This is a genomic window from Fusobacterium sp. JB019 (genome assembly GCA_030673965.1).
GTDB lineage: Bacteria > Fusobacteriota > Fusobacteriia > Fusobacteriales > Fusobacteriaceae > Fusobacterium_B.
On the sequence record JAUTCN010000016.1, the window covers coordinates 21,239 to 29,002 of the forward strand.

A 7,764-nucleotide genomic window follows, 5' to 3' on the forward strand; every position below is an offset into this window, starting at 1 on the left:
ATGAATGTTTATAACTAAAAAAAAGATAGGAATAATTATTGCAGTTCTTTTAGTAGGGGGAGTTATATTATTAAAGACAAATCCTAGAAATACAAAGAGGGTAAAGATTGAAAATATAAAGCTTGGAGTTCTTTCAGATGCAGGACTATATAACGGGACAGTTATTCCAGGAAGATTAGTTCCAGTATATATTGAGGCTCCTGCAGTTGTTGAAAATATATCAGCAATAGAGGGTGAAGAAGTGGAAAAGGGAACTGACTTAATGGTTTTTTCAAATAAAAGTTTATTAAAAAATGAAAAGCAGTTAAAGATAAATAGTCTAGATATAGAAGATGCTAAGCTTAGAATAGCCGATTTGAATTCTGGTACTTTAAAATTGGAACTTGATAATAAAAATTTAGAGATAAAAGCTTTAGAAGAAAAAATTAAAAATGAAAGCAAAAGATTACCAATAATTGAAAAACAAGCAAAGGCTTATGAGAAACTTTTGCATGAAGAAGGAGTTTCTTCAATAGAAGCAAATCAAAAATTAATGGCTTATGAGGAATTAAAAACAAAACTAGATTTAAATAATCAAAAATATAATTTGATGACAGTAAGTTATGAAAGTCTTAGAAGACAGCTTAATATTGATGAAGCTAAGCTAAAATCTCAACTTTCAAAATTAAAATTACAAAGAGAAACTTTAATGACTAGAGAGAATCAATTAAAAAATCCTTTGAAAGCTCCAGTATCAGGAATAATAGTAAGTGTAGATGTTGTAGAGGGAAGCATAATTACTCCAGGTGAAAGACTTGTAGCAATAGCAACCAAAGGAGAAAATAAGGTTAGACTAGAAGTTCCTTCATATGAAGCTAAATCTTTAGAAAAAGGACAAAAGGCAAGAATAATAACTAGAGATTCTATTGGAGATAAAACTTATATAGGTTATGTAGATAAGGTAGCAGCTTCAGCTAAAAAAAGTATTAAAGGAAATAATAAGGTAGTTTCTGTTGAAGTTGCCATAACAGGTAAAAATAATTTAAAGCCAGGATTTATAGCAGATGTTGAAATTTCTAAAAAGGCAAAGGAAGACGTTCCTATTGTAAATAATTTTTCTGTTCTAGAGGAAAAGGGAAGATATTTTGTCTATGTTATAAAAAATGGTCTAGCTAAAAAAAGAGAAATTCATATTGGAGCTAGAAGTTTAAATAATTATGAAGTTCTAGATTTACCAGTGGGAACAAAAGTTATAGTAAATCCATTTAAGGTAAAGATAGGAGAAAAAGTAAAGGTTGTCAATTGAAGCAAAAGTATAATTAATGTATGGAAAGGAGAATGAGATGAAAAGATTTGAAAAAGTTGTTTTGGGAATGTTGGTACTAAGTAATTTGGCTCCAGCTAGTATAAAAAAACTACAAAAATATGCACTTCATGAACTAGCTATATACAAGGTTGATACATTTGAAGAAGTAAAAGCGATACCAACTTTTAGTTTAGGAGCACCATCAGGAATGGTAAGTAGAGCAGAGGCTGGATACTTTAGTTTAGCTTACTTACAAGATAGAGAGGTTACAGATGGAGGAATGCTTATAGGTATGGGGTACGGAGATCCTACTAAAATAGGTGGAGATATTTCCCTAACAATAGGAAGCATTGACCCAAATGATGGGGGAGCTTTTAATAGAGGATCTTTAAATATTGCTGCAGGGCATAATTTTAGAGATCAATTGCTTGGAATTGCTGTTGGGATAGATAGTATTAATTTATGGCATGATAATGGTTCAGATTATGATGAAAATCCAAGCATGTATTTATCAATGACTAAATTATTTCCAAATGATATAGCACCTATGGTATTTTCAGTGGGAGCTGGAAATAATAACTATGCAAAAATAAATGAAGAAGGGGATAAGAAAAATCATATTTATCCATTTGTATCAGGAGCAGTGTATGTAATGCCTCAACTTAGTTTAGTAGCAGATTATACTTCAAAGGTAACAACATTAGGAGTTGGAATTGTACCATTTCCTAGATTACCAGTAACTTTTACTTTAGCAGCATATGATGTAACTAAAGAAAGAGAAGAAGATAAGGTATCTTTCATAGGAACTGTATCAGTAGCATTTCATCTATAAATTTATTAAAGGAGGAAATTATGAAAAAATTAATAATAATGTTCGTGGCCTTGGCAAGTGTTTCTTTTGCTGCACATAATCCAAATACTCCTAAGCCACCTGTAAGCTTAGGTAAATCCTTTGCAAATGCAATGATGCCAGGAGCATTACCAAAGGGACAAACAATGGCTATTATTCCAAGAGATGTTGTTATTGGAAGTGTAACAACAGCATATAAAGCAAAATAGATAACATCAAGAATATTTAGGGGGCAAGTTTATGATAAGAATATTAAAAAATAGAAGAACTATAGTGAAAATTTGGCTAGATATATTTTTTATCTTATTTGCAGGAATGCTTGCAAGTTTTATTCTTTATAATAAAATTTATCAAAAAAATATAATAATAATTTTAATATATTTAACAATTGATTTTTTAATAGCCTCAATAAGAAATAATATCGCAGTAAGTTGGAGTTATACAGACACTAGAGATGTATTGTCTCTAGTGTCTATAAATGTAATTGCAACATTAATTATTGGGATTTTTTTGTTGATTAATGAAATTCCAGAATTTAAATTTTTATTTTTACTATTTATTTTTTCAACAAGTCTTCAACTTTTATTAAGACTCTTGTTTAGAATACAAAAAAAAGAGGGTTATTCTAAAAAAGTTAAGGGTAAAATAAGTGAAAAATTGAGTAAGAAAAAAGCATTAATTTACGGAGCTGGGGAAGCTGGTATTTCTTTACTTCGTGAAAGTAGACTAAATAAAAATTTTCCATATAAAATATGTGGATTTTTAGATGATGATTCTAAAAAAAATTTAATATTAATAAATGGAATAAAGGTTTATGGGAATGGGAAAAAAGCTTAGGAAATTATAAAAAAATTAGATATAGATATTTTTATAATAGCTATTCCTTCCATGAACAGACAAGGGATTAATAGGATTTATGAGAAAATAAAAAATTTAGAAAACTTAGATATAAAAATACTTCCCTATATATTAGAGATATTGAATAATAAACCTTTAGTAAATCAAGTTAGAAACATAAATATATATGATTTACTAGGAAGAAAGGAACAAACCTTTGATGATCGAGGTTACAGGACTTCGTTCTGGTGAAAAACTTTATGAGGAATTATTATATAACAAAGACAAAGCTAAAAAAACAGAAAATAATAAGATATTTATAACAGAAATTGAAGAAAATGATTTGGATATAAGGTATTATCTAAATCAACTAAAATCTTCTATAAAAGAGGACAGTAAGGAAAAGATAAGGAAAGTTATATATGACATGATAAAAATATACAATGAGGCTGAGTATAACTAGGAGGATGATCTAATATGGAAGATAAATTAATAGGTCTTTCAGTACCAAATATTGAAGTAGGGCCAATACTTAATAATTTAAAAGAATGTTTGGAAAGTGGTTGGATATCAACTGGAGGAAGATTTATTCCTGAGTTTGAAGGAAAGGTTGCAAAATATGTGGGAGTTAAGGAAGCTGTAGGAGTTCAAAGTGGAACTGCAGGTCTTCATATTGCTTTAAGAGTTCTTGGAGTAGGAAGAGATGAGGAAGTTATTGTTCCAACATTAACATTTATAGCAGCTGTTAATCCAGTTACATATCTTGGAGCAGAACCAATATTTATGGATTGTGACAAAAGTTTTTGTATGGATCCAATAAAATTACAAGAATTTTGTGCTAATGAATGCATTATATATGGAGAACATCTTTATAATAAGAAAACAAATAGATTAGTAAGAGCTATTGTAGTTGTTCATGTATTTGGAAATATGGCAGATATGGAAAAAATTATAGAAATAGCACATAAATATAAACTAAAAGTTTTAGAAGATGCTACAGAAGGTCTTGGAACTAAATACATGAAAGGTAAATACGCTAGTAAATTTGCAGGAACTATGGGAGATATGGGAGTATTTTCATTTAATGCAAATAAGATAATAACAACTGGTGGAGGAGGAATGATAGTATCTAGTGATGATAAATTATTACAAAAAGCTAGATTCTTATCAGTACAAGCAAAGACAGATCCCTTATATTTTGTTCACAATGAAATAGGATATAACTACAGAATGTTAAATCTTCAAGCTGCTCTTGGAACAGATCAAATTGATAGATTAGAAAGTTTTATAAAAATAAAGATAAAACATTTTAATGATTATAAAAAAGCTATTGATAATATAGATGGCTTAACATTACTTCCATTTAATGAGGGAACAAGATCAAATCATTGGTTTTATTCAGTATTAGTTGAAAAGGAAAAATATGGTCTTGATAGAGATGAGTTATTAGAAAAATTAAGAGAATCTAATATTCAAACAAGACCAATCTGGGGACTTATTCATGAACAAAAACCATTTGTAAATAATGAAGCCTATAAGATAGAAAAATCCCTAGAATATTATGAAAAAATATTAAATATTCCATGTAGTTCAAACTTAAGTGAAGAAGAAGAGGACATAGTGATAAAAAAATTAAAGGAGTTTAAAAAAAGTGTATAGAAAGTTTTGGAAAAGAGTCTTTGGTATAATTTTTTCTTTAGGATTTTTTTTAATGTTTTGGTGGGTATATATAGTGGTAAGTATATTAGTAAGAATAAAATTAGGAAGTCCTACTATATTTAAACAAAGACGACCAGGTCTTAATGAAAAAATATTTACTATGTATAAGTTTAGAACTATGACTGAGGAAAAGGATGAAAATGGAAGGTTACTTTCAGATGAAAAAAGGCTTACTGATTTTGGAAAAATGTTAAGAGCAACTAGCCTAGATGAAATACCTGAATTTTTTAATGTTTTAAAAGGGGATATGAGTTTAGTAGGTCCAAGGCCATTGCTCATAGCTTATTTAAAAGAATATAATAAACGTCAATTAAGAAGACATGAAGTAAAGCCTGGAATTACTGGATTAGCTCAAGTTAATGGAAGAAATGCTATTTCTTGGGAAGAAAAATTTGATTATGATATAAAGTATGTAGATAATCTTAATATTATTTTAGATATGAAAATAATATTTGCAACAATAAAAAAAATATTTATACATGAAGGAATATCTCAAGAAGGGGAAGCCACAATGGAAGCTTTCAAGGGGGGAGAAAATGGAAGAAATTAATGTGTTGTTTTCAAGTGTTGGAAGAAGAGTTGAATTAGTTAATTATTTTAGAAGAGCAAGTAAAAAATTAAACATAAAAAGCAAATTAATAGGAATAGATAATAATGAAACAGCTCCAGGATTAAGATTTGTTGATAACTATTATTTAGTTCCAAAAGTCACTGATTCTAATTTTATTTCTAAAGTAATAAAAATTTGTAAAAAAGAAAATATATCAATGATTATTCCAACTATAGATCCAGAATTAATATTATATTCTGAAAATAAAGAAAAAATATTCAAAGAATCAGGAGCAAAAGTTATTGTTTCTGATTTAAATAGCATAAAAATAATGAGAGATAAAATAAAAACAGAAATATTTTTAAAAGAAAAGGGGTTTAAAGTTCCAAAAACTATAACAAAAGAAGATATAAAAAATAAAAATTATAATTTCCCTTTATTTATAAAACCATTAAATGGAAGTTCTAGTTTTAATAATTTTAAAATAAATAGTGAAAAAGAATTAGAATTTTTTAAAAATTATGTACCTAATCCTTTAATACAAGAATTTATAGATGGTACAGAATATTGTGTAGATGTATTCAATGATTTAGATTCAAATATAATTACAGCAGTTCCAAAAAATAGATTAGCTTTTAGAGAGGGAGAAATAACAAAGGGTAGAATAGAAAAAGATAAAAAAATAATAGAGATTTCTAAAAATTTAATGAAAGTATTGCCTTCTATAGGAGAAATTAATTTTGATTGTATGAAAAAAGATGGTGAAATTTATATATTAGAAATAAATGGAAGATTTGCAGGAGGAGCTCCAATGAGTTTTGAATCAGGAGCTGATTCTCCAATGAATTTATATAAAATATTTTCAGGAGAAAAATTAGAATATAATGAAAATTATAAGGATAATATGCTTTCCTTAAGGTTTGATACAGCGATATTTGAATAAAATTAGAAAGGAAATAGAAATATGAAAGTATTAATATTGGCAAATAGTTCTAGTGGATTATGGCATTTCAGAGGAGAGCTGTTAAGAAAGTTAATAGAAGATAAGTATGATGTATATATATCATGTCCTAGAGGAAGTTATGTTTACAAGGTAAAAGAATTAGGGTGTAGCTATATTGAGACTAAAATATCAAGGCGTAGCAAGAATATAATAGAAGATTTTAAATTATTAAAAAAATATAAAAAAATAATAAATAATATAAAGCCTAATGTTGTTTTGACGTATACTATAAAGCCAAATATTTATGGTGGAATGATTTGTAGATTATTAAAAATTCCATATTTAGCTAATATAACAGGATTAGGGACAGCTTTAGAAAACAAAAATTTTATGCAAAAAATTCTGATTTATTTATATAGGATTGTTTTTAAAAATGTAAATTGCGTATTTTTTCAAAATGAAGAGAATAAGCAATTTTTTTTAAAAAAAGGATTTAATTTAAAACATTACCAATTAATACCTGGGTCTGGAGTAAATTTAGAAAAATTTGCATTACAAAAATATCCATCTGAGGAAAAAGAAATAAATTTTGTATTTATCAGTAGAATAATGAAAGAAAAAGGAATAGACCAATATTTAGAAGTTGCAGAATATATAAAAAATAAATATTCAAATATTAATTTTTATATTTGTGGATCTTGTGAGGAAGATTATATAGAAACACTTAAAAAATATGAAAAAAAAGGATATATAAATTATCAAGGTGTCGTAAAAGATATGCATAAATTTTTAGAAAATATTCATTGTACAATCCACCCTACTTATTATCCTGAAGGAATTTCAAATGTTTTACTAGAAAGTTGTGCATCAGGGAAGCCTATTATAACAACTAATAGAAGTGGTTGTAGAGAAATTGTTGATGATAATATAAATGGTTTTATAGTAAAAGAAAAAAATACTAAGGATTTAATTGAAAAAGTTGAAAAATTTTTAAAACTTTCCCATGAAGAAAAGAAAAAAATGGGATTAAATGGTAGAAAAAAAACAGAAAAACAATTTGATAGAAATATAGTTATTGATTCTTATTTAAAAGAAATAAATAAAATTAAATAAAGGTGGTCATTATGTACAAAATAGCAGTGGCAGGAACTGGATATGTTGGACTTGTGGCAGGAGTTTGTTTTGCTGAAATGGGACATATGGTTACTTGCGTAGATATTGATGAAGAAAAAGTTAAATTAATGGAAAGTGGAGTTTCTCCAATTTATGAAGCAGGTCTAGAAGAACTTATGCAAAAGAATTATAAAGAAGGAAGACTACATTATACAACAGACTATAAAACAGCATATAAAAATGCTGACGTAGTATTTATAGGAGTAGGAACACCTGAACTGCCAAATGGTGCAGCTAATCTTTCATATATTGCAACAGTAGCAAGACAAATTGCAGAAAATATAGAAAAAGATTGTTTAGTAGTTGTAAAATCTACAGTTCCAGTGGGAACAAATGATAAGGTAGAGCAATTCATAAATGATTTTTTAGTTAATGATGTAAGAGTGGAAGTAGCATCAAATCCTGAA

Annotated in this window: 10 protein-coding genes; all 10 read left to right on the forward strand. The window is 27.5% G+C overall.

Annotated features, from left to right (window positions below):
* Positions 1 to 4 precede the first annotated feature (4 nt).
* Positions 5 to 1,285 carry an HlyD family efflux transporter periplasmic adaptor subunit gene (locus Q7K47_08725; GenBank protein MDP0507282.1) on the forward strand — a complete coding sequence of 427 codons (1,281 nt, stop codon included), beginning with the start codon at positions 5 to 7 and terminating at the stop codon, positions 1,283 to 1,285.
* Between the two features lie 37 nt (positions 1,286 to 1,322).
* Positions 1,323 to 2,117 (forward strand): hypothetical protein, encoded by a 795-nt coding sequence (locus Q7K47_08730; protein MDP0507283.1) that lies wholly within the window; start codon positions 1,323 to 1,325, stop codon positions 2,115 to 2,117.
* A gap of 20 nt (positions 2,118 to 2,137) precedes the next feature.
* Positions 2,138 to 2,344, forward strand: a complete 207-nt coding sequence (locus tag Q7K47_08735) for a hypothetical protein (GenBank protein MDP0507284.1) — start codon at positions 2,138 to 2,140, stop codon at positions 2,342 to 2,344.
* Positions 2,345 to 2,375: 31 nt separating this feature from the next.
* A complete protein-coding gene (locus tag Q7K47_08740; protein ID MDP0507285.1) occupies positions 2,376 to 2,972 on the forward strand; it encodes a hypothetical protein in 597 nt (198 codons plus the stop codon).
* A gap of 220 nt (positions 2,973 to 3,192) precedes the next feature.
* Positions 3,193 to 3,435, forward strand: coding sequence for a polysaccharide biosynthesis protein (locus tag Q7K47_08745; GenBank protein ID MDP0507286.1), 243 nt, complete (start codon positions 3,193 to 3,195; stop codon positions 3,433 to 3,435).
* A gap of 14 nt (positions 3,436 to 3,449) precedes the next feature.
* Positions 3,450 to 4,631, forward strand: a complete 1,182-nt coding sequence (locus Q7K47_08750) for a LegC family aminotransferase (GenBank protein MDP0507287.1) — start codon at positions 3,450 to 3,452, stop codon at positions 4,629 to 4,631.
* On the forward strand, positions 4,624 to 5,241 hold the full coding sequence (locus Q7K47_08755) for a sugar transferase (GenBank protein MDP0507288.1): 618 nt from the start codon (positions 4,624 to 4,626) through the stop codon (positions 5,239 to 5,241). The genes Q7K47_08750 and Q7K47_08755 overlap by 8 nt, the downstream gene beginning before the upstream one ends.
* Positions 5,228 to 6,184 (forward strand): ATP-grasp domain-containing protein, encoded by a 957-nt coding sequence (locus tag Q7K47_08760; GenBank protein MDP0507289.1) that lies wholly within the window; start codon positions 5,228 to 5,230, stop codon positions 6,182 to 6,184. Before Q7K47_08755 ends, Q7K47_08760 begins: the two co-directional genes overlap by 14 nt.
* A 21-nt stretch (positions 6,185 to 6,205) precedes the next feature.
* On the forward strand, positions 6,206 to 7,297 hold the full coding sequence (locus Q7K47_08765) for a glycosyltransferase family 4 protein (GenBank protein MDP0507290.1): 1,092 nt from the start codon (positions 6,206 to 6,208) through the stop codon (positions 7,295 to 7,297).
* Positions 7,298 to 7,308: 11 nt separating this feature from the next.
* The coding region (locus tag Q7K47_08770; GenBank protein ID MDP0507291.1) for a 3-hydroxyacyl-CoA dehydrogenase NAD-binding domain-containing protein at positions 7,309 to 7,764 on the forward strand (456 nt) is incomplete at its 3' end.